Source organism: Merdimmobilis hominis, assembly GCF_900104615.1.
In the GTDB taxonomy this organism is placed as follows: domain Bacteria; phylum Bacillota; class Clostridia; order Oscillospirales; family Ruminococcaceae; genus Merdimmobilis; species Merdimmobilis hominis.
The window spans coordinates 1,159,961-1,177,546 of sequence record NZ_LT629939.1; the positions used below are offsets into that span (position 1 = coordinate 1,159,961).

At 56.8% G+C, this 17,586-nt stretch carries 17 protein-coding genes, 3 tRNA genes, 1 rRNA gene and 1 pseudogene; 11 read left to right on the forward strand and 11 right to left on the reverse strand.

Annotation, left to right across the window (positions count from 1 at the left end; all coding sequences use genetic code 11):
- Nucleotides 1-147: 147 nt before the first annotated feature.
- The 3 genes from BQ5353_RS05620 to BQ5353_RS05630 all read right to left on the reverse strand — a co-directional run bounded on the left by BQ5353_RS05620 (nucleotide 148) and on the right by BQ5353_RS05630 (nucleotide 2,003).
- Nucleotides 148-224: transfer RNA gene (locus BQ5353_RS05620), tRNA-Ile, on the reverse strand.
- 55 nt (nucleotides 225-279) lie between these two features.
- A tRNA-Ala gene (locus BQ5353_RS05625) sits at nucleotides 280-355 on the reverse strand.
- Nucleotides 356-490: 135 nt separating this feature from the next.
- Nucleotides 491-2,003, reverse strand: a 16S ribosomal RNA gene (locus BQ5353_RS05630).
- A gap of 641 nt (nucleotides 2,004-2,644) precedes the next feature.
- Here BQ5353_RS05630 and BQ5353_RS05635 point away from each other — a divergent pair.
- The 6 genes from BQ5353_RS05635 (at nucleotide 2,645) to BQ5353_RS05660 (ending at nucleotide 8,699) form a co-directional block, all read left to right on the forward strand.
- A tRNA-Arg gene (locus BQ5353_RS05635) sits at nucleotides 2,645-2,721 on the forward strand.
- Nucleotides 2,722-3,088: 367 nt separating this feature from the next.
- Nucleotides 3,089-4,387 (forward strand): putative DNA modification/repair radical SAM protein, encoded by a 1,299-nt coding sequence (locus tag BQ5353_RS05640; protein ID WP_071427466.1) that lies wholly within the window; start codon nucleotides 3,089-3,091, stop codon nucleotides 4,385-4,387.
- On the forward strand, nucleotides 4,366-5,139 hold the full coding sequence (locus BQ5353_RS05645; RefSeq protein ID WP_071427467.1) for a TIGR03915 family putative DNA repair protein: 774 nt from the start codon (nucleotides 4,366-4,368) through the stop codon (nucleotides 5,137-5,139). The genes BQ5353_RS05640 and BQ5353_RS05645 overlap by 22 nt, the downstream gene beginning before the upstream one ends.
- A 191-nt stretch (nucleotides 5,140-5,330) precedes the next feature.
- The gene (locus BQ5353_RS05650) at nucleotides 5,331-6,056 is read left to right on the forward strand and encodes a polyphosphate polymerase domain-containing protein (RefSeq protein WP_054332217.1); all 726 of its coding nucleotides are present in this window, start codon (nucleotides 5,331-5,333) and stop codon (nucleotides 6,054-6,056) included.
- Nucleotides 6,049-6,750: a DUF4956 domain-containing protein gene (locus BQ5353_RS05655; protein ID WP_054332218.1), complete on the forward strand. Its 702-nt coding sequence runs from the start codon at nucleotides 6,049-6,051 to the stop codon at nucleotides 6,748-6,750. Before BQ5353_RS05650 ends, BQ5353_RS05655 begins: the two co-directional genes overlap by 8 nt.
- Nucleotides 6,750-8,699: a carbohydrate-binding domain-containing protein gene (locus BQ5353_RS05660; RefSeq protein ID WP_054332219.1), complete on the forward strand. Its 1,950-nt coding sequence runs from the start codon at nucleotides 6,750-6,752 to the stop codon at nucleotides 8,697-8,699. The genes BQ5353_RS05655 and BQ5353_RS05660 overlap by 1 nt, the downstream gene beginning before the upstream one ends.
- A gap of 58 nt (nucleotides 8,700-8,757) precedes the next feature.
- Here BQ5353_RS05660 and BQ5353_RS05665 read toward each other — a convergent pair.
- The 3 genes and pseudogenes from BQ5353_RS05665 to BQ5353_RS05675 form a co-directional block, all read right to left on the reverse strand.
- Nucleotides 8,758-9,236: pseudogene (locus BQ5353_RS05665) on the reverse strand (VOC family protein).
- Between the two features lie 16 nt (nucleotides 9,237-9,252).
- Entirely contained in the window at nucleotides 9,253-9,489 is a 237-nt protein-coding gene (locus BQ5353_RS05670; RefSeq protein WP_071427468.1) for a permease of phosphate ABC transporter, read from the reverse strand.
- Nucleotides 9,490-9,768: 279 nt separating this feature from the next.
- A complete protein-coding gene (locus tag BQ5353_RS05675; RefSeq protein ID WP_456152280.1) occupies nucleotides 9,769-10,104 on the reverse strand; it encodes a YjdF family protein in 336 nt (111 codons plus the stop codon).
- Nucleotides 10,105-10,461: 357 nt separating this feature from the next.
- On the opposite strand from BQ5353_RS05675, the gene BQ5353_RS05680 reads away from it, so the two are divergent.
- The gene (locus tag BQ5353_RS05680) at nucleotides 10,462-10,926 is read left to right on the forward strand and encodes an NUDIX hydrolase (protein WP_054332221.1); all 465 of its coding nucleotides are present in this window, start codon (nucleotides 10,462-10,464) and stop codon (nucleotides 10,924-10,926) included.
- Between the two features lie 68 nt (nucleotides 10,927-10,994).
- On the opposite strand, the gene BQ5353_RS05685 is transcribed toward BQ5353_RS05680, so the two are convergent.
- The 3 genes from BQ5353_RS05685 to BQ5353_RS05695 are packed head-to-tail and all read right to left on the reverse strand — an operon-like array spanning nucleotide 10,995 to nucleotide 12,317.
- Nucleotides 10,995-11,444 (reverse strand): hypothetical protein, encoded by a 450-nt coding sequence (locus BQ5353_RS05685; protein ID WP_054332222.1) that lies wholly within the window; start codon nucleotides 11,442-11,444, stop codon nucleotides 10,995-10,997.
- Nucleotides 11,441-12,058 carry a hypothetical protein gene (locus BQ5353_RS05690; protein WP_054332223.1) on the reverse strand — a complete coding sequence of 206 codons (618 nt, stop codon included), beginning with the start codon at nucleotides 12,056-12,058 and terminating at the stop codon, nucleotides 11,441-11,443. The genes BQ5353_RS05685 and BQ5353_RS05690 overlap by 4 nt, the downstream gene beginning before the upstream one ends.
- Before the next feature lie 4 nt (nucleotides 12,059-12,062).
- Nucleotides 12,063-12,317, reverse strand: coding sequence for a hypothetical protein (locus BQ5353_RS05695; protein ID WP_054332224.1), 255 nt, complete (start codon nucleotides 12,315-12,317; stop codon nucleotides 12,063-12,065).
- Nucleotides 12,318-12,391: 74 nt separating this feature from the next.
- On the opposite strand from BQ5353_RS05695, the gene BQ5353_RS05700 reads away from it, so the two are divergent.
- The 4 genes from BQ5353_RS05700 to BQ5353_RS05715 all read left to right on the forward strand — a co-directional run bounded on the left by BQ5353_RS05700 (nucleotide 12,392) and on the right by BQ5353_RS05715 (nucleotide 16,019).
- Nucleotides 12,392-12,868, forward strand: coding sequence for a metallophosphoesterase family protein (locus tag BQ5353_RS05700; RefSeq protein ID WP_071427469.1), 477 nt, complete (start codon nucleotides 12,392-12,394; stop codon nucleotides 12,866-12,868).
- Nucleotides 12,869-12,870: 2 nt separating this feature from the next.
- Complete coding sequence (locus BQ5353_RS05705) at nucleotides 12,871-13,638, forward strand: biotin--[acetyl-CoA-carboxylase] ligase (RefSeq protein WP_054332226.1); 768 nt, start codon at nucleotides 12,871-12,873, stop codon at nucleotides 13,636-13,638.
- A gap of 492 nt (nucleotides 13,639-14,130) precedes the next feature.
- Nucleotides 14,131-15,483 (forward strand): magnesium transporter, encoded by a 1,353-nt coding sequence (mgtE, locus tag BQ5353_RS05710; RefSeq protein ID WP_054332227.1) that lies wholly within the window; start codon nucleotides 14,131-14,133, stop codon nucleotides 15,481-15,483.
- A 260-nt stretch (nucleotides 15,484-15,743) separates the two neighbouring features.
- Complete coding sequence (locus tag BQ5353_RS05715) at nucleotides 15,744-16,019, forward strand: zinc ribbon domain-containing protein (RefSeq protein WP_054332228.1); 276 nt, start codon at nucleotides 15,744-15,746, stop codon at nucleotides 16,017-16,019.
- Nucleotides 16,020-16,090: 71 nt separating this feature from the next.
- Here the strand turns inward: BQ5353_RS05715 and BQ5353_RS05720 are convergent, their stop codons facing one another.
- Nucleotides 16,091-17,191 (reverse strand): tetratricopeptide repeat-containing glycosyltransferase family 2 protein, encoded by a 1,101-nt coding sequence (locus BQ5353_RS05720; protein ID WP_054332229.1) that lies wholly within the window; start codon nucleotides 17,189-17,191, stop codon nucleotides 16,091-16,093.
- A 210-nt stretch (nucleotides 17,192-17,401) separates the two neighbouring features.
- Nucleotides 17,402-17,586 (reverse strand): WCX domain-containing protein (locus BQ5353_RS05725; RefSeq protein ID WP_162273113.1); only part of this gene is annotated, 185 nt, incomplete at its 5' end.

Genomic DNA, 17,586 nt, shown 5'->3' on the forward strand with positions numbered 1-17,586 from the left:
CGAATCTTTTGGTTCTGTTGTTTCCTCTGGCAATTGTAGTTTTGTTACCCAAATAAGAAAAATATTTGAATACTTCACTTTTACCTGATTTACAGATGTTTCATTGTTCAATTTTCAATGTACAGATTGCTTTTCTCAAGGAAAAGCTGGTGGGCTAAAGTGGACTCGAACCACCGACCTCACGATTATCAGTCGTGTGCTCTAACCAGCTGAGCTATTAGCCCATGTTTGGTCAGACTCGGTTATTCCCTCGTCTCCCGCAGCCTTTTTTCAAGGCTTTGGTGGAGATGAGGAGGATCGAACTCCTGACCCCCTGCGTGCAAGGCAGGTGCTCTCCCAGCTGAGCTACACCCCCATATTGGCAGGAGCCTCGGAAATCTTCCGCTTCTCACCCTTTGAGAACTCAAAACGAGCCCTCAAAATCGAACAACATTTAACTTTGATAATCCTTGCTGACCAGAGTAGATTCAACCGAATCTAAACTCCTTAGAAAGGAGGTGATCCAGCCGCACCTTCCGATACGGCTACCTTGTTACGACTTCACCCCAGTCATCAATCCCACCTTCGGCAGCGCCCTCTTTGCGGTTAGGCTACTGACTTCGGGTGTTACCGACTCCCATGGTGTGACGGGCGGTGTGTACAAGGCCCGGGAACGTATTCACCGCGGCATGCTGATCCGCGATTACTAGCAATTCCGACTTCATGCAGGCGAGTTGCAGCCTGCAATCCGAACTGAGACGACTTTTAGGGGTTTGCTCCACCTCGCGGTCTTGCTTCCCTCTGTTGATCGCCATTGTATTACGTGTGTAGCCCAGGTCATAAGGGGCATGATGATTTGACGTCATCCCCACCTTCCTCCGTTTTGTCAACGGCAGTCTCATTAGAGTGCTCAACTGAATGTAGCAACTAATAATAAGGGTTGCGCTCGTTGCGGGACTTAACCCAACATCTCACGACACGAGCTGACGACAACCATGCACCACCTGTCTTTGTGTCCCGAAGGAAAGCTCTATCTCTAGAGCCGTCACTCGATGTCAAGACCTGGTAAGGTTCTTCGCGTTGCTTCGAATTAAACCACATAATCCACTGCTTGTGCGGGCCCCCGTCAATTCCTTTGAGTTTCAACCTTGCGGTCGTACTCCCCAGGTGGATTACTTATTGTGTTAACTCCGGCACGGAAGGGGTCAGTCCCCCCACACCTAGTAATCATCGTTTACGGCGTGGACTACCAGGGTATCTAATCCTGTTTGCTCCCCACGCTTTCGAGCCTCAGCGTCAGTAAAAGCCCAGCAGGCCGCCTTCGCCACTGGTGTTCCTCCTAATATCTACGCATTTCACCGCTACACTAGGAATTCCGCCTGCCTCTACTTCACTCAAGAGCCCCAGTTTCGAACGCAGCTACCAGTTGAGCCGGTAGATTTAACATTCGACTTGAGACCCCGCCTACGCTCCCTTTACACCCAGTAATTCCGGACAACGCTCGCTCCCTACGTATTACCGCGGCTGCTGGCACGTAGTTAGCCGGAGCTTCCTCCTTGGGTACCGTCATTATCGTCCCCAAAGACAGAGGTTTACAATCCGAAGACCGTCTTCCCTCACGCGGCGTCGCTGCATCAGAGTTTCCTCCATTGTGCAATATCCCCCACTGCTGCCTCCCGTAGGAGTCTGGGCCGTGTCTCAGTCCCAATGTGGCCGATCAACCTCTCAGTCCGGCTACCGATCGTCGCCTTGGTGGGCCGTTACCCCGCCAACTAGCTAATCGGACGCGAGCCCATCTTTCAGCGGATTGCTCCTTTGATACCAGAATCATGCGGTCCCGGTATGTTATGCGGTATTAGCGTTCGTTTCCAAACGTTATCCCCCTCTGAAAGGCAGGTTGCTCACGTGTTACTCACCCGTCCGCCACTAGCTCTGGGGAGCAAGCTCCCCTCGGCTCGTTCGACTTGCATGTGTTAGGCGCGCCGCCAGCGTTCGTCCTGAGCCAGGATCAAACTCTTAGATAAATGGTATTAAAAACCCTTCCGGGCTTATAATCATTTAACCAAGCTTTGTTAGCTCAATTATCACGCTAGCGAATTTCTTCGCTTCACAAAGTTTCTTTCGAAACTTCAAATTCATTTCAAGGGCTTATCTTGTAAGCTAAATGTTGTTCAATTTTCAAGGTCCGTTTGCTGTTCCCACAGCAGGTCTTTATTATATCACACTGTTTCGCTCTTGTCAACACTTTTTTCAAAACTTTTTTCGAGCCGCCAGGCCCAAATCCCTGTTTTGCTTTTTCAGTGCCGCCCTCACGAGACAGCCTTGATATCATATCACACCGTCTTGCATTTGTCAACACTTTTTTGAAAACTTCTTTCAGACCCCTTGGCCCGGCCGCCGTTTTCTTTTGTCGTGTTGTCTCTCGCGAAACAGCTTAGTTATAATACCACACCCCTTCCCTTATGTCAACTCTTTTTTGCAAAAAAATTGCGCAAAACTTACATTTCTTTCTTTTTTGCCACTTTATCGGGAGAGATACCTATTATATATAAACTATATCTCATCCTCCGTTGGCTTCTGCTATCGAAATGGAAGGGAAATCCAAATCTCCCTCTTGCTTTTTTTCAAAACTGTGGTATACTAGTACTGTTCTATTGATGGACATGTGCTCGTAGCTCAGCTGGATAGAGCGTTAGACTCCGACTCTAAAGGCCGCTGGTTCGAATCCAGTCGGGCACACCACGTCGCCGCAAGCGGTTTACCGTTTGCGGCGATTTTTTTGAAGTCACCGCGCGCTCATCTTGCTGCGGCTCCTTTTCAAATCGAACCCGCTTCGCCGGACTTCGATTTGGTTTCGGGTGCGAACCTGTGAAAATTGATTTTGACTGCTTATTGCAATGAAAACCCACATGAACTTTGTTGTTCTTGCGGGTTCTTTTTGCGTTTAGGCGCCTTTGGGCCCATCATGAATCCCGGTCTATATCCATAGGGGATCCCCAGACAGCTTCCCTTTCTTGTATCCGCCCCGAACCTGTGCCCTTGACTTTCCCTGAAGATGCTGTTAAAATATCCTTATAAAGAACATTTGTTCTATAAGGGAGTGATTTCGGTGAATACCCTGGAAAAACTGACCATCCTATCCGACGCCGCCAAATACGATGCGGCCTGCACCTCCAGCGGGGCCACCCGGACAGCCCGGCCCAGCTCCATCGGCAGCTGTGAAGCCAGCGGCATCTGCCACAGCTTTTCGGCGGATGGGCGGTGCATCTCCCTATTGAAAGTCCTCCTCTCCAACGACTGCGCCTATGACTGCAAATACTGTGTCAACCGCCGCTCCGGCGACACCCCCCGGGCCACCTTTGAACCCCGGGAGCTGGCCGACCTCACCCTGCAGTTCTATCGCCGCAACTATATCGAAGGGCTGTTTTTGAGCTCCGGCGTAGTGAAGAACCCCGACTATACCTGTGAACAGATGATCGAGGTCTTGCGGATTCTGCGCGATGAGTACCAGTTCGCCGGTTACATCCACTGCAAAGCCATCCCGGGGGCGGACAGTGCCCTTATCGCCCGGATGGGCCTGCTCGCCGACCGGATCAGCGTCAACATCGAGCTCCCCTCCCAGGCGAGTTTACAGATGCTGGCCCCCGCCAAAACCAAGGAACGGATTTTAGGCCCTATGAAGCTGATTTCCACCTCCATCCAGCAAAACAGCCGGGAAATTGTCCAGTACCGCCACTCCCCCAAATTTGCCCCAGCCGGCCAAAGCACCCAGATGATTGTAGGCGCCACGCCGGAAAGCGATCTGCAAATCCTCACCCTCACCCAGGCGTTGTACCGCAAATACCATTTAAAAAGGGTGTTTTTTTCCGCCTATATCCCGGTGCAGGAGGATTCCTGCCTCCCCGCCCTAGATACCAAGCCGCCCCTCCTGCGGGAGCACCGGCTGTACCAGGCAGATTGGCTTTTGCGGTTCTATGGGTTCGATGCCAAAGAGCTGCTGGACGAGAGGCACCCCAACTTCAATCCCCTTCTAGACCCCAAGTGCAGCTGGGCGGTGAGCCACCTGGACCAATTCCCGGTGGAGGTCAACACCGCCCCTTATGAGCTGCTTTTGCGGGTGCCGGGCATCGGGGTGAAAAGCGCCGGCCGGATCCTCACCGCCCGCCGCCACTGCCGGCTGGATTTTGCCGGCCTCAAAAAGCTGGGGGTGGTGCTCAAGCGGGCCCAATACTTCCTCACCTGCGGGGGGAAGATGGTGGAGGGCCTCCACTTCTCCCCCGACGGGGTGCTGCGAGGGCTGCTGCTCTCCCAGGGGGCCCCCCAGGAGCCGGTAGAACAGCTCTCCCTCTTCGCCCCCAAACTTCCCACTAGAGAGGATGTGGTCTCGTGTTTAACCGGCCAGCTTTAGTCTACCGCTGCGACGGCACCTTGGACGGCCTCCTCTGCTGCGTCTTTGAAAGTTATGTCCGCAAAGAAGAGCCCATGGATATATTGGAAGAAGAGGGGACCCTTTTCCCCTGCCGGGAAATTGAGACAGACCCTCAGAAGGCGGCCCGGGTGGCCCGCTCCCTTCTCAAAATCTCCCAGCGGGTGTTCGACCTGGTCCAGGAGGGGATGCTCTCCGCCATGCCCGGCCGGGGAATGGTGGTCTACCGCTTCATCCGCCTCGCCTATCAGGTGGGGGACAAGGCAGCGATGCTCCTCACCAATGACACTGTCGCCACCCTCCATCGCTGGACCAGTCAACTGCGCCACGAGGCACACCTCTACACCGGGTTTGTCCGGTTCACCGACTGGCAGGGGGCGTTGGTGGCAAAAATTGAGCCCAAAGGCCAGGTCCTCCCCCTGATAGCCGGTCACTTTGCAGGCCGCTACCCGGGGGAACGGTTTTTGATCTTCGACGCTGTCCACCGCATGGCCCTAGTCCACCAGCCGGGCCGCACAGCCATCCTTCTGGTGGAGGATCTGGAACTTCCCCCAACCACCCCGGAGGAGGCACAGTGCCGCCGGCTATGGCGGGCTTATCATCAAGCCATCTCCATCCAGGAGAGGGAGAATCCCCGTGCCCAGCGGGGCCATCTCGCCTTGCGGTACCGGGGGCAGATGACCGAGTTCCAGCCAGACGATCCCTCTGGATCCCCGCCAAAGGCGTTCCCCTAAAAACATCTATGTTTGAGGCGCCTCTCCCCGTATGTGCGGGGGGAGGCGCTTCTTTTCCTTTCTCATACCAGGATTCTCAACCACCTTTCCTCTGTTGTTCATTCAGCCGTCAAACCCACCGGATATCTTTAGACCTGTAACCAACCGGCAGACAGCAAAAAAATTGAACGATAGAATAAGGAGGTTTCACCATGGCCACATACCAAGATGTGTTCGCACGGTATGAGAAAAAATACAAGCTGACCCTCAGCCAATATGCGGCCCTGCGCCGCTGGCTTCAAGACCGGATGGAAGTGGATTCCTACGGCCTTCACACCATCTGCAACATCTACTACGATACCCCGGATTTCCAGCTGATCCGCACTTCCCTGGAAAAACCTGTCTACAAAGAAAAACTCCGCCTGCGTAGCTACGGCGTCCCCGGTGGAGACACTCCGGTGTTTGTGGAGCTGAAAAAGAAATTGGATGGGGTGGTGTATAAGCGCCGGGTCTCCCTCCCTCTGCGGGAGGCGAAGCGGTACCTGGCCTATGAGGGCCGTCCGGATCTGGATTGCCAAATCCTCCGGGAGATCGACTGGGCACTGGCCCGCTACCCGCTGGAGCCCAAAGCCTTTATCGCCTATGACCGCATCGCCCTCTTTGGGCGGGAGGACCCCGACCTGCGCATCACCTTCGACTGCAACCTCCGCTGGCGGGACGCGTTCCTAGACCTTTCCCAAGGGGATTGGGGGCAGCCCCTCCTAGACAAACAGGAAATCCTGATGGAGGCAAAACTCCCTGCCGCCATGCCCCTGTGGCTCAGCCACGTGTTAGACCGCCTCCAAATCCGGCAGACTTCCTTTTCCAAATACGGCGCCTGCTATCAGCAGAACCTGTTCCCAGCACTTTTATCAACAGGGGGGATTTGTGTTGCTTAACTCCTTTTTTGCCCGTGTAACCCAAGATTCCATCACCCTCCCCGGCGTGCTGCTCTGCACTGGGGTCTCCCTCCTGCTGGGAGTGCTGATCGCCCTCATTTACATGCGCCAGGCCCGGTATACGAAAAGTTTCGCCGTCACCCTGGCCCTACTGCCTGCCATGGTAGAGATTGTCATCCTCCTGGTCAACGGCAACCTAGGCACCGGTGTGGCGGTGGCGGGGGCTTTCGGGCTGGTGCGGTTCCGCTCCCTGCCCGGCAGCGCCCGGGAGATCGGCAGCCTCTTTTTCGCCATGGCCATCGGCCTTGCCACCGGCATGGGCTATCTGGGATATGCCATCCTATTTTTTCTTCTAATCGGCGCGGCCATGCTCCTGCTGGGCAGCTGCTCCTTCGGCGAGGCCAAGGACGATGTCCGGGAGCTGAAAATCACCATCCCCGAAAGCCTTGACTACGACGGGATCTTTGACGTTCTCTTTGCCAAATACACCCGAAGTGCCGTCCTGGACCGGGTGAAAACCACCAACATGGGCAGCCTCTACGAATTGACCTACCGGGTGGAGCTGGACGGCGGCGCCATCCCCAAGGCTTTTTTGGATGAGCTGCGCTGCCGCAACGGCAACCTGACCATCCTCTGCGGCCGGGTCTCCACCAACCGGGAAGAGCTGCAACCCACAAAAGGAGGGTATTTATAATGAAACAAAACCGACTCATCGCCGCTCTGGGGGCTGTTCTTCTGCTCCTCCCCACTTTGGCGGGGTGTGCGCAAAACCCAGGGCAAACATCATCCTCTTCGCCTTCCGCTTCCCCCTATGAAACGTCAGAGGTCTCCATCCAATGGGATGAGGCCACCGCCACCAAAATAACCCTGTCCGGCGGCACTGCTCAGTTCGGGAGCTCTGCCGTCTCGGTGGATGGAGGAGTTATCACCATCCAAACAGCGGGGGACTACCTCATCTCCGGTGAACTGACCGACGGGCAGATCGTGGTGGACGCAGGCAAGGAGGATACAGTCCGGCTGATATTGTCCAATGCCTCTATCTCCTGCTCGGACAGCGCGGCCATCTACGCCAGGCAGGCTGGCCAGACGGTGGTCCTGCTGGCAAGCGGAACCCAAAACACCCTTTCCGACGGGGCAGACTACACCTATGCCGAGGGAGAGGATGAACCGGACGCCGCCCTTTTTGCCAAAGATGACCTGACCATCGCCGGGGAAGGCGCCCTCCAGGTGACCGGAAACTACAACAACGGCATTGGCACCAAGGACAACCTGGTGATTCAGGGGGGCAGCTTGGCCATTGCCGCAGCAAACGACGGTCTGCGGGGTCAGGATTCGGTCACCGTCCTGGGCGGGGAAATTTCCATCGACGCCGGAGGCAACGGTATCCGGTCCAACAACGACGAGGACCCGGAAAAAGGCTGGATTTCCCTTTTGGGCGGGGACTTCACCATCACCGCAGGGCAGGACGGCATTCAGGCGGAAACCAATCTCACCATCTCTGGCGGCACCTACGCCATCACCACCGGGGGCGGGGCGGAATCCGTCGGGCACACCTCCGGCGGGGATCCTCCGGCAGCCCAGCCCGGCAGACAGGGTGAGGCGGGAACTCCCCCTGCTAAACCCCAAGGAGATGCCGCACTCAGCGGGGAATCAGCCTCCCTCCCCAGCCTCCCCGCTCCGATGGCATCCCCCACTTTGGAAGATAGCTCTGCCTCCGACAGCTGCAAGGGGTTAAAAGCCGGCTCCTCCCTTGCTGTCACTGGCGGCGACTTCCAGCTGGACTGCGCCGACGACGCGGTCCATACAAACGGTGATTTAACGGTGGAGAGTGGGGCTTTTACCATCTCTACAGGAGATGACGGCTTCCACGCCGACGGGGCTCTCACCATCAACGGCGGAACTATCTCCATCCTCCAAAGCTACGAAGGGCTGGAGGGCTCCACTGTCGAAATAAACGGGGGCGACATCCAGCTCACTGCCAGCGATGATGGGGTCAATGCGGCAGGCGGCAGCGATGGGGACAACTGGGACAGCTTCCGCGCCGACGGCAGCCACTTCGTCCGCATCACCGGCGGAACCCTCTGGGTGGATGCTCAGGGCGACGGGCTGGATTCCAACGGCGGCCTCTACCTGGATGGGGGAACGGTGTTGATCAGCGGCCCCACCGGGAACGGCAATGGCGCCTTGGACTACGACGGAGAATGCCTGGTCACTGGCGGCGTGCTGCTTGCCGCCGGCAGTTCCGGAATGGCCCAGGGGCCCAGCGCCAGCTCCAACCAAAACTCCCTGATGATCACCTTCTTGGAAAGCCAGGCTGCCGGCACCTTGGTCAACCTGTCGGATAGCCAAGGGCGGTCCATTCTCACCTTTGCCCCTTCCAAGGCGTTTCAGTCCCTGGTCATCAGCAGTCCTGAACTGGTTCAGGGGGAGGAATATACCCTCTCCACCGGCGGCAGCTGTGAGGATGGCCAAAATGGCTACTACGGCTCGGGCGTCTATACAGGCGGCACCAAGTTGTGTCAAGTCACCCTATCCGACACCATGACCACCATCTCCAGTGATGGCACTGTCCTCTCAGGGAATATGGGGGGCGGCTTTGGTGCCGGCAGGGGGAACCGCGGCCAGCGCCCCGCCAACGGGTAAATCCCCCACCAACCGGCAAGGCCCTCCCAGTGCATTCTGGGAGGGCCTTGTTTTTGTATTAGGGGTTGGGGGTCACCTCGCGCAGGCAACTTTCCACAAACTCCGCCAGATGCTGGATGATCTGGGCGGTTTCTTCCACGGAACAACCCATCCGCAAATAGCGCTGGGCGATGACCTTCATGGATTCCCCGATCTCGATGATGTGGCCATCCGGGTCAAAAATCCGGGCGACCCTCTGCTGCCACTCATGCTTTTTGGGAGGATGAACCTGCTCCACCTCTGGGTAGGCGGCCAGCTTTTCCAAAAAGGCGTCAAAGTCCTCCACCTCAAAATAGAGTTCCATATTGCGGGGCCGCCAAACCATCGTCTCCTTGGGGATATCCAGCAGCCAGTCTAAACCTTCTTGAACGGCGAACCCGCCGCTGACGGTGACATTTCGCCCCAAGTCCATTTCGACCTTTTGGTCAAACAGCTCCCCATAGAACTTCTTGGACGCTCCACGTCCTGGACAGCCAGCAAGGGCAGTTGAAATTTCAAGCAGTCCCTCTTCTTTCTACCGTTTGTCCTCCCATTCCCCGGGGAAACAGACTGCCAGGAATTTGGCCATCAAGGGGATATAGGTGGCGATAAATACCCCCACTGCCCCAAAGGCCAGGGGCTTTTTCCATCTGGCTGGCGCCGCCGCCCCCAGGAGAATGCCCATGGCGCACAGGCAGAGTTTCAGCAATGCCAAGTCCTTCCAATCGCACTCCCGAATGTACTGGTCGGCTAGGTCAAACAGGTATCTCATGGGAAGGCCCTCCTTTTTGGGGTTGTGCCGGGGGTGACCCCGGCGAGGTGGTTTTTGTGAGGATGCACCCGCTATGGGGAACCGTCTTTTCTTTAGTATAGCATAAGTCCCCTTCCAGAGGACAGCCTCGCTGCAAATTTCCCCTGGCAATGGTTCCCTCTTGCTGTTGAGGGGCAGCACAAACCCTGGCGGCGCTTTTGGGAAAGCAAACACCCACAACAAATCGGCTGCATACAACAAAAAGCTCCCCTGAGGGCCATCCCCCCGGGGAGCCAGGCGTTACCGCCCTTTGTGTTTTTCCTTTTTCTTCTGTTGCCGCAGGGCAAAAAGCCGTTGCCTTTCCTCTTCGGTCCTGGTTTTGCGGGCCAAAAGGCGGCTCTGTTTCCCCGCCTCCTGCTGGGCTTTCACCGCCTGCTGGGCCTTGGTGCCCACCCCTTTGGTTTGCAGCTGCCCCTTTACCTGCCTCTGCACACGCTTGGGGTTTTTGCCAAGGTCCTTGGGGGCCTGGGCTTCCACTGGCGGCCCAAACCGCAGCTTTCCCCAGTGGTTTAAAAAGTAGGCGTAGATCTCGCACTCCTTGGGCTCTTTGCCAAAGACCACTTTAGCAGCCCGCAGTCACCCGCATTCCATGCGTTGGTACACCGCCACCCAAAAGGGGTCTTCAAAAAACACCGTGAGGCTGGCACTTGTGGATTCCATCCTAACATTCCTCCCATTTTTGCATGCTCTTGAGAACGGACAACCCATGGGAGGGCAGGTTACTGACAGGGGATGGCCCTGCCAACCGGGCTGTGTTTTTATCTCTGCAACCCTATTGTATCGGTTTTTTCCCCTTGCTGCAACTGACGGATACGTACAAAAATAGTACCTGTGCCACTATTTTTGTAAAAGCCCCTTCTCCATTTACTTTTTCCCAGGGATTTTGTACAATGAAAGAAAACGGGCGCTGCCCAGTCAGACGAGGTGTCCCCTATGAAAAACACCACATTGTGTTACATTGAACAAGATGGCCGCTACCTGATGCTCCACCGGAACAAGAAGGAGCGGGACGAGAATAAGGACAAGTGGATCGGGGTAGGCGGCAAATTCTTGGAAAACGAAAGCCCGGAGGACTGCCTCCTGCGGGAGGTGTGGGAGGAGACCGGCCTCACCCTCACCCGTTGGCAGTTCCGGGGGATTGTCACCTTTGTCAGCGACCAGTGGCCCACCGAGTACATGCACCTCTTTACCGCCGACCAGTTCACAGGGGAGTTGCAGGACTGTATGGAGGGAGACCTTTGCTGGGTGGAAAAATCGGCCGTTCCCTTCCTTCCCCTGTGGGATGGTGACCGGATTTTCCTAGACTACCTGGCCCGGGAGGAGCCCTTTTTCTCCCTCAAACTGGTCTACCAAGGGGATCGCTTGGCAGAGGCCGTCTGCAACGGCCGCCCCCTGTGAGAAGCAGGGCTGGCAAAAGGTTCTCCGCCTCTCAAACCCATAAAAAAATAGCCGCAAATTGCGGCTATTTAAAAAAGAAGGTAAAACAGCGCCAACAAGATGGTTTTATCCGCTTTGGCATTCATGAGAAATAAGAGCAGTCCCAAAATCAAGATTTTTTCCCCATCCAGTTTCAGCGCTTTTAGGACGCCGCCCACCGCGGAATCGTCATCCTGGGGCAGAAATGCGTTGATCAGGTCGGCGATGGAGCCACCTTCCAGCACATCCTCCACCGCAGGGAGTACCTGCTGCCCCAGGTCCTTGAGCTGTTCCACCGGGGATGGAACCGGCGGCGGGGGCTGCCGCCTTTGAGGCGGGCCCGGTTTGCGGGGTGGAGGCGGCGGGTCCGGGTGTTCCCGGTTGACCGTCTCCAAGGTGGACTGGGCTTTTGCCTGCATTTCCTTAACCCGGCGGACCGCATCCTGCTGCATCCGCATCACATCATCGTCGGAGTAGCTGCTGGAACTGTTCCACGTCATGTCGCACCACCGCCAAACAGCCCGGATTCCTTAATGAGGGGCAGAAGTTTGATCAGCTGCATGATCTTTACAGCATCGTCCACCTTTTTGCTTCGCTCCTCACTGAGGTGGGGCTTTAACGCCATGAGGAGATCCACATTTTTATCGGATTTGGACAGGCGGGAGAGGGCGCCCTGAATTTTCATCAGCGTCCCCATGTCGATAGCGGGCAGGGAGCTCTGCTGCTGGGGCTGTTGGGTGCCCTGGCCCAACCCGAGGCTCCCCAAAACCGAACCCAGGGCGGAGAGATCCAAATTCCCCAGGGGGTTTTGCCCGCCGCTGCCTGGGGGATTCATCCCCTGGTTCACCGGCATGGGGTTCCCCCCTTGGTTCATTTGGTCCATCTGCCCTTGGGGGAATCCCATCCCGTTGTTCATTTGAGGCGGAATCCCCTGGTTCATACCGAGGTTCATCGAAGCTTGGTTCATAGCGGATGGATTGTTCATCTGGGGCTGGCTGTTCACCTGCCCGCCGGCCATATCGCCCAGCCCCAGAGCCGCGGCGGCCGATTTGAGCTGATTCATCGCCTCGGGATTGCCGAGGATCTGGCTCAGCGTGGAGGCAAGATCATCCATGGAGTTACTTCCCTCCCATCAATTCATTGAGCAGCTGTTTGGCCCGGGGGGTGTTCAGCAGCTGCTCCAGCGCCTGCGGGTTGGAGAGCAGACGGTTGATCTGAGCGGCTTGGTCTTGGTTGATGCCTTTCAGGGCCTCGTCAAAGGCGCCCTGCTCCAGCTGGCTCTTCAGCTTGGAAGGATCGGTGCCCAGCTTCTTGCCGGCCATGGAGAGCAGCATGTCGAGCCGGGCCTTATTCATCTGTGGGTTGTTGTTCAAACTATCACCACCTATTCCATTTCTACCAAATTTATGATAGATTAAAGATAAATATACACAAGGGGAGGGATCTCATGCGGATTGTCGTGTTCTCCGATAGCCATAATGAGTTTTTTGCCATCAAACGGATACTGGATCTAAACCAGGGGCGGGCGGATCTCTTTCTCCATTTGGGCGACGGCAACCGGGAGTTTGAAGACATCCGGGATCTCTACCCCGGGTGTGCGTTTCTCGGGGTGGCAGGCAACTGCGACCGGCTCTGCCGGGAAAAAGGCGAGCGGGAGTTCACCGAGGGAGGCGTGCGAATTCTCATGACCCACGGCCACGCCTATGGGGTGAAAAACGGCCTCTCCTCCCTTGTGCGCGAGGCGGAAAAACGGGGGATCGGCCTGGTGCTGTACGGCCATACCCACCATGCCAAGATCACCCGGCAGGATGGGGTGGTTCTCTTCAACCCCGGCACTCTGCGCCCTTCCTGCGATCAAACGGCCACCTATGGCATCGTGGACCTTGTAGACGGGGCCATCAACTGCAAGATTGTGGAGGCATAGCCATGGAACAGCTGGAACAACTCGCCACCAAACGGCTGGGGCGGACCTTTTTGTACTTCGACTCCATCCACTCCACCAACACCTATCTCAAGGAGCAGGGCGCCCAGCTGCCGGACGGCACCGCTGTAGTGGCGGGACATCAGTATGCCGGCCGCGGCCGCCAAGGGAAGGCTTGGCAGAGCAGCGAAGAAGCCCTCGCCCTCTCGGTCCTGCTCAAGGGGGTTCCTCCTTATCTTATGCAGATGCTTCCCATTTTGTTCGGAATTGGGGCCCGGCGGGCCCTTTCCCTCCTCTGCGGCCGGGAAATCCTGCTCAAATGGCCCAACGACCTCCTGCTGGGGGAGAAAAAAATCGCCGGCATCCTCTGCGAAAGCGCCGGCTTCGGGGAAGATGCCCTGGCGGTCTGCGGCATCGGGGTCAACCTTTTGCAGGAACCTTCCTTTTTCGCAGAGCTCCCCTACGGTTCCTCCCTTTGGGTCGAATGCGGGGTCCGGGTCTCCCCTGCTGTGGCGGGGGGGGCCATCCTCACCGCTTTCGAACAGGTGCTGGAAGAGTTTGCGGCAGGTGGCTTTTCCCCTCTGCGGGAGGAGTACGCCGCTTGTTGCATCAACTTGGGCCGGGAGGTCCGGGTGGTCACCCCGGCGGGGGAACAGACCGGCTTTGCCTATGGCATTGGGGAGGATGGCTGTCTCCTGGTCAAAGCCCCGGCGGGAGAGCTGGCAATCCGCTCCGGCGAGGCTTCGGTGCGGGGGGTATACGGGTATGTCTAACCGGCCTATCCTAAAAACAGCGCACAACATCTTTTCCATCCCTGGGCTCTGCCCGGGGATTTCTTATTTCTCCGGCGATATATGAAAACGTGAGAAATCCTGTCAAATACGCCACTGTAGCCCCAAACCAGGAGACAAATGCCCACCATGGGTAAAATCTCGCTAAATTGCGAAAAATTGGGGAAATCTGTCCTTTTGGGGTTGCATTTTCCCCCGGATGTGCGTATACTGTATATGCGGTAAAAAAACCGTCTAAAATGATTGAAAAAGGAGGTTCAGCAGTGGACGCTTGCGGCCAAAGTAGCAGGATGGACAGCGATTATCACGGGCAAATGGTTCTGTCGGCCACTGCTGTGCCGGCTTTCTAATTTTGGGCTTCCCCCCAAGGGGGCAGTCCGCCCCTGATCATCGCCCCATGGAGCGAGGCTTTCGCTTTGCCATGGGGCTTTTGTCTGTCTTTGCACCTCAAAATGCTGATGGGAGGTAGCCAAGATGGAAAACTATGAACTGAATTTTACCCGCCTCATCCAAATGGCGGAACAAAGGGATTACATCTCCCTGAAAAAAGAATTGGAAACCCTGCAGGAGGTGGACGTGGCCCAATTCCTCGAACTGCTGTCCGGGGAAAAAATTGTGGTGGTCTTCCGCACCCTGCCCAAGGAGATGGCGGCAGAGGTGTTCGCCAACCTGCAGCCGGAGACCCAGGAGTATATCGTCACCTCCATCACCGATCAGGAGATCGCGGTGATCATCGAGGATCTGTTTGTGGACGATGCGGTGGACTTCCTGGAGGAACTGCCCGCCAACGTAGTCAAACGGGTGCTGAAAAATGCCGGGGCGGACACCCGGGCCCAGATCAACCAGTTTTTGAACTACCCGGAGAACTCTGCCGGCAGCATCATGACCGCCGAGTTCACCGACCTGCGCAAGACCATGACAGTGGCCCAGGCCATCGACCATATCCGCCGCACCGGCGAGGACCGGGAGACCATCTACACCTGCTATGTCATCGACGACCGGCGGGTCCTGGACGGGGTGGTTTCGGTGAAAAGCCTGCTTCTAGCCGACGACGAACAGCTGATCCTAGATGTGATGGACACCGACATCATCTCGGTCAACACCGAGGACGACCGGGAGGATGTGGCACAGCTCTTCTCCAAATACGGGCTTCTCTCCCTGCCGGTGGTGGACAAGGAGAACCGCCTGGTGGGTATCGTCACGGTGGATGACGCAGTGGAGGTCATCGAGCAGGAGGCCACCGAGGACTTTGAAAAGATGGCCGCCATGCTCCCCAGTGAGCGGCCCTACCTAAAGACCAGCGTGTTCGACCTGGCCAAAAACCGGATCGTGTGGCTGCTGGTACTGATGATTTCCGCCATGATCACCGGCGGGGTGCTGGAGCGGTATGAAACCGCCTTCGCCGCTATGCCTCTGCTGGTCACCTTTATCCCTATGCTCACCGATACCGGCGGCAATGCCGGATCCCAAAGTTCCACTTTGATCATCCGCGGGATGGCGGTGTCGGAAATCCACCCCAAGGACCTTCCCCAGGTTGTCTGGAAAGAACTGCGGGTCAGCGTCTTGGTGGGCCTAGTCCTCAGTGTGGTCAACTTTATCCAGCTGGCCATCCGCTACCCGGGCAATGAGCTGATGGCCCTCACCGTGGTGCTCAGCCTTTTTGCCACGGTGGTCATCGCCAAAACTGTGGGCTGTGTGCTGCCCATCCTCGCCAAGATGTGTCACGCCGACCCGGCCATCATGGCCGCGCCGCTGATCACCACCGTCGTAGATGCCTTCGCCCTGATCATCTACTTTTCCCTGGCACAGCGGCTGCTGGGGCTGTAAAAACTTTCTGCTCTTGCAGACAAAGGGCCCCTGTAAAACACCCTGGGAAATTTCCCAGGGTGTTTTTTCACCCTTGTGGCAGCAATAGATCCTTTTCGGTGGCTGCGCCGCTCCCCCAGGCAACCGCCGGTTCGCGGCGGGTCTGGCAGCCGTATTGAAATCAATCCTTCTAAATTTTTTCACCGGGCTTTTTATATGACACACAGCTGTCATATTTCCTGCAATATACTAAAGGCATCAAAAGAAAGGAGCGAAATCATATGGAAAACAAAGAGAACAAGATGATTTTTTGTCAAAGCTGCGGCATGCCCCTGGAAAAAGAAGAGGATTTCGGCACCAATGTTGACGGCAGCCCCAACGGCGACTACTGTGCCTACTGCTACAGGGGCGGGGCATTCCTTGCCGACTGCACCATGGAGGAGATGATTGATTTCTGCCTGGAGGCCACCAAGGACACCGGACTTTACACCGACCGGGAGGAGGCCCGCTGCCAGATGATGGATTGGTTCCCCACCCTCAAGCGCTGGAGCAAATAGCTCTTAACCCAGCAGCAGCCCCGGATTTCCTAGGAAATCCGGGGCTGCTTGTCATTTGCTCACAATCTATTTTAGAGGCTCAGGCTGTTTGTTTCGGGTTCCTCCCCCAAAGAGGCAAAATAAGCGCGGTTATGGGCCACCTCTTTGGAATCTGGGCGATAGGTTGCCGCCAATTCATTGTAAGCGGCGGCTTCCCGCCTGCGGCCAAGCTGGTCCAGGCAGACACACAGCTGGATGGCCGGCAGAAAGCCATAGCAGTCGGGGGAAACGAACCCGCCGGATTGGTCCTCCCGCGGGCGGGAAAGGGCGGTTTGGTACCAGAAAACCGCTTCTTCAAACCGCCCCTGCCCCAGGAACCAGGCCCCCAGGTCACAGCAGAGTTCCGCTCGGGGCGGGGCGAGGGCCAGCCCCCGCAGGAGGGCAAACAAGGCATCCTCCTGCCACCCCAACTGCCGGTAGCAGCCGCTGAGAAGGCGGCAGGCATCCAGTTTGTTTTCCACCCAGGCGGCTGGCTCCAGCAAAAAGAGCTCCAGAACTTGGATGGCTTTGGCATATTCCCGGTGATCCACCAGCTCCCGGCCATAATAGAACTGTTGCCGGGGCCCCAGTTTCTCCCCATCCGCCAGCATTTTTTCATAGATGCGTAGGTTGCGGTCCGGGTCGCCAGATCGGGTCTTCCGGTGGGTTACCCCGATGTCCGAATATACAATGACCCCCCTGGGGGTGATGACTTCATGGACCTTGCCTTCCCACAAGAAACCGGCGTGATTTTTTAACAGGCGTTCCCGGTAATAGGAGAAAGTGGGGTTGCCAGCGGAATCAAAGGCTACATGATACCGCATCATCACCAGGTCCACTTGGGGGGAAAGGGTTTCTTTTAAGGAGAGGAACTTCTCCCGGTCGGGCTGGAGCAGCAAATCATCGGCGTCCAGCCACAAGAGATAGTCCCCTGTCGCCTTGGAAAACGCGTAGTTTCGGGCGGCGGCGAAATCGTCCGTCCACTGGTAGGGGTAGACGGCGTCGGTGTACTGCCGGGCCACCTCCTGAGTGCGGTCGGTGGAACCGGTGTCCACCACAATAATTTCATCGGCGATTCCCTGGACACTGTCCAAACAGCGGCCAAGGGTTTCCTCCTCATTCTTGACAATCATACACAAACTGATGGTGATCATAGTCCTGTCCTCTCCCCGTGGATTTGCGGCAGTGCCGCACTCTATCCTATGCTCAGGGACGAAAAATGTGACAGCGGCCGGTGCTTTTTCCCTGGCGGACTGCCAAGGGCAGAGAGCAAAGTCCCTGGAAGGCTTGCCCCAGCTATAAAACCAGCCTCCCCCGGGGAAGATAAACCTAAGACACAAAAAGACAGCAGCTTGGCTGCTGTCTTAGTTGCCAGGGGTCGGGCCGCCGTAGTTTTCCAGGATTTTTTGCGCCTCCTCCCCCAGTCTGCGGCGGAGTTCCGGCGGGGAAAGCACCGTCATCTCCCGCCCAAAGGAGAGTAGATACCCACAGATGCCCCCGTCGTCCGGGTACTGATCCACCACCAGGAACCCGCCTTCCGGCAGATGGG

Bases quoted from the DNA above. Each gene is read 5' to 3' on its own strand.
- BQ5353_RS05650 (WP_054332217.1), top strand. From the start codon at position 5,331: ATGGCCACATACCAAGATGTGTTCGCACGGTATGAGAAAAAATACAAG.
- BQ5353_RS05660 (WP_054332219.1), top strand. From the start codon at position 6,750: ATGAAACAAAACCGACTCATCGCCGCTCTGGGGGCTGTTCTTCTGCTC.
- BQ5353_RS05670 (WP_071427468.1), bottom strand. From the start codon at position 9,489: ATGAGATACCTGTTTGACCTAGCCGACCAGTACATTCGGGAGTGCGAT.
- BQ5353_RS05680 (WP_054332221.1), top strand. From the start codon at position 10,462: ATGAAAAACACCACATTGTGTTACATTGAACAAGATGGCCGCTACCTG.
- BQ5353_RS05685 (WP_054332222.1), bottom strand. From the start codon at position 11,444: ATGACGTGGAACAGTTCCAGCAGCTACTCCGACGATGATGTGATGCGG.
- BQ5353_RS05690 (WP_054332223.1), bottom strand. From the start codon at position 12,058: ATGGATGATCTTGCCTCCACGCTGAGCCAGATCCTCGGCAATCCCGAG.
- BQ5353_RS05700 (WP_071427469.1), top strand. From the start codon at position 12,392: ATGCGGATTGTCGTGTTCTCCGATAGCCATAATGAGTTTTTTGCCATC.
- BQ5353_RS05705 (WP_054332226.1), top strand. From the start codon at position 12,871: ATGGAACAGCTGGAACAACTCGCCACCAAACGGCTGGGGCGGACCTTT.
- mgtE (WP_054332227.1), top strand. From the start codon at position 14,131: ATGGAAAACTATGAACTGAATTTTACCCGCCTCATCCAAATGGCGGAA.
- BQ5353_RS05715 (WP_054332228.1), top strand. From the start codon at position 15,744: ATGGAAAACAAAGAGAACAAGATGATTTTTTGTCAAAGCTGCGGCATG.
- BQ5353_RS05720 (WP_054332229.1), bottom strand. From the start codon at position 17,191: ATGATCACCATCAGTTTGTGTATGATTGTCAAGAATGAGGAGGAAACC.